Origin of the sequence: Actinotalea ferrariae (genome assembly GCF_019733465.1) — a bacterium.
GTDB classification, from domain to species: Bacteria; Actinomycetota; Actinomycetes; order Actinomycetales; family Cellulomonadaceae; genus Actinotalea; species Actinotalea ferrariae_A.
This window is the reverse complement of the sequence record NZ_JACVQL010000297.1, coordinates 1-2286: the sequence shown is the minus strand read 5'-3', so window position 1 is coordinate 2286 and position 2286 is coordinate 1. Positions and strand designations below refer to the sequence as shown.

The following is a 2286-nucleotide window of genomic DNA, read 5'->3' as shown; positions in this document are numbered from 1 at the left end:
GTCGAGGCGGGCCGCCGCTGGGTCGAGCACGCGGCAGCTCCGGCCGGCGATGGCAACCGCGCGCCGAGCCCGCCCGCCGACGTCGCCGACGTCGGGACGCCCGGACCGGTGACGGACGGCGCCGCTCCCCCGTCGGCCGGGCCGCTCGCCCCGGTCCTGCGCACGCTCCGTACCGCGGGCTTCGCTCCCGAGCTCTCCGCCGACGGCAGCCGCATCGACCTGCACCACTGCCCGTTCCTCGAGGTCGCGCGCGAGCACCCCGACGTCGTCTGCGGCGCCCACCTCGGCCTCATCCAGGGCGAGCTCGCGCGCCTCGGCTCCCCGGCGACCGCCACGCGCCTCGTCCCCTTCGAGCGCCCGGGCGTCTGCTCCGCGCATCTCGCCGTGCACCTCGCCGTGCCCCTCGAGAGTCGCGAGCGGGCTCAGTAGGACGGCAGCGTCGGGTCGACGTCGCGGACCCAGGCCAGGACGCCACCCTCGAGGTGCACGACGTCGTCGCGCCCGGCCGCCCGAAGGGCGCGTGCGGCCTGCTCGGACCGGACACCGCTGCGGCAGTGCAGCACCACCGGACGGTCCGCAGGGACGGCCGCGACGCCGCTGCCGTCGAGCAGCGCGCCCAGGGGCACGGCGATCGCGCCGGGGATCGCGACGATCGCGCGCTCGGCGGGCTCGCGGACGTCGACCAGCGTGAAGTCGTCGGCTCCGCGGTCGCGCGCCGCGAGCCGCTCGGCGAGCGCGGTCGCGGCGATCGTCGCCACGGCGTCCTCGTGCTCGCCCTCAGGCCCGGCGTCGTCGACGCCGTCGCCCGTCGTGACGCTGCCGCGCAGCGGGAGCTCGGACCAGCGCGCGGCGAGCCCGTCGAGCACGAGCACCCGTCCCAGCAGCGGCTCCCCCGTACCGGTGACGAGCTTGACCGCCTCCGTCGCCATGATCGTCCCGACCTGGCCGACCAGCGCCCCGAGCACGCCACCCTCGGCGCACGACGGCACGCTGCCGGGCGGCGGGGGCGCCGGGAACAGGTCGCGCAGCTGGACCGGATCGGCGCCGCTGCCGGACGGCGGTCGCCCCCAGAACACGGACACCTGCGCGTCGAACCGGTACACCGACCCCCACACCTCCGGCAGCCCCAGCCGGACGCACGCGTCGTTGACGAGGTACCGCGTGGGGAAGTTGTCGGTGCCGTCGACCACCAGGTCGTAGCCGGCGAGCACCGCGTCGACGTTGGTCGCGTCGAGCCGCACGTGGTGCAGCACGACGTCGACGCCGTCGTCGATCGCGTGCACCGCGTCGCGCGCGCTCTCGGTCTTGGCACGGCCGACGTCGGCCGTGCCGTGGACCACCTGCCGCTGGAGGTTGGTGAGCTCGACGTCGTCGTGGTCGACGATGCCCAGGCGGCCGACGCCGGCCGCCGCGAGGTAGAGCAGGACGGGGGCGCCCAGCCCACCCGCGCCGACGACGCACACGCGGGCGTTGCGCAGCCGGCGCTGACCCGCCTCGCCCAGCACGGGGAGCAGGAGGTGCCGCGACCAACGCTCGACCTGGGCGGCGGTGAGCGGCGGTCCCGGCTCGACGAGGGGCGCGAGGGGCATGTCGCCACGGTACTGAGCCGCGAGGAGGCGTCGCGCGAGGGGTTGTCGGGAACCAGGCGGTGCGGCCCTCGGCCGGTCCGCGTCGGCCGTGGATGCCGCCGCAGGTGCAGGTCGCAGCTGGTCGCAAATGCGCCGCTGCCCGGCTCAGACAGCCGCAGGTGCGTAGGCTGCTCCCGTGCATGCCTACCGCATCCGCGACGTCGCGTCCCTGCTCGGCGTCAGCACCGACACCGTGCGGCGCTGGGTCGACGCCGGCCGCCTGAGCGCGTCCACGGACGAGGCCGGCCGCACGGTGGTCGATGGCGCCGAGCTCGCCGCCTTCGCGCAGGCGCTCGCCGCGGGCGCCGACGGCGACGCCGAACGGCCGCCCGCGTCGCAGTCCGTCCGCAACCGCTTCACGGGCCTGGTCACGCGGGTCGTCCGGGACACCGTCATGGCGCAGGTCGAGATCCAGGCGGGCCCGTTCCGGGTGGTCTCGCTCATCAGCCGCGAGGCCGCCGACGAGCTCGGGCTCGAGCCCGGCGTCCTCGCGACGGCCACCGCGAAGGCGACGACCGTCGCGGTCGAACGACCGACGGCGGTCGACCTCGCACCCGGCGGCCGCGCGCGGCCGCACGCATGAGAAGCCTCCCCCCGCGCGCCCGGCCCGTCGCGGGGCTCGCCGCGGTCGGCGTGCTCGTCGCCGGGGGTGTGTGGC

General features: G+C 76.9%; 2 protein-coding genes and 1 pseudogene. 2 read left to right on the top strand and 1 reads right to left on the bottom strand.

All coding sequences use genetic code 11. The features are described 5' to 3' along the window. Positions 1 to 429 (top strand): annotated as a pseudogene (locus ICW40_RS18230) (hypothetical protein); the annotation flags it as partial. On the opposite strand, the gene ICW40_RS18225 reads toward ICW40_RS18230, so the two are convergent. Next, the gene (locus ICW40_RS18225) at positions 423 to 1589 is read right to left on the bottom strand and encodes a ThiF family adenylyltransferase (protein WP_221655420.1); all 1167 of its coding nucleotides are present in this window, start codon (positions 1587 to 1589) and stop codon (positions 423 to 425) included. The pseudogene ICW40_RS18230 and the gene ICW40_RS18225 sit on opposite strands and share 7 nt — an antisense overlap. Before the next feature lie 175 nt (positions 1590 to 1764). Here ICW40_RS18225 and ICW40_RS18220 point away from each other — a divergent pair, with 175 nt between their 5' ends. Beyond that, positions 1765 to 2211 carry a TOBE domain-containing protein gene (locus tag ICW40_RS18220; protein WP_221655419.1) on the top strand — a complete coding sequence of 149 codons (447 nt, stop codon included), beginning with the start codon at positions 1765 to 1767 and terminating at the stop codon, positions 2209 to 2211. Positions 2212 to 2286 lie beyond the last annotated feature (75 nt).

Bases quoted from the DNA above. Each gene is read 5' to 3' on its own strand.
- ICW40_RS18225 (WP_221655420.1), bottom strand. From the start codon at position 1,589: ATGCCCCTCGCGCCCCTCGTCGAGCCGGGACCGCCGCTCACCGCCGCC.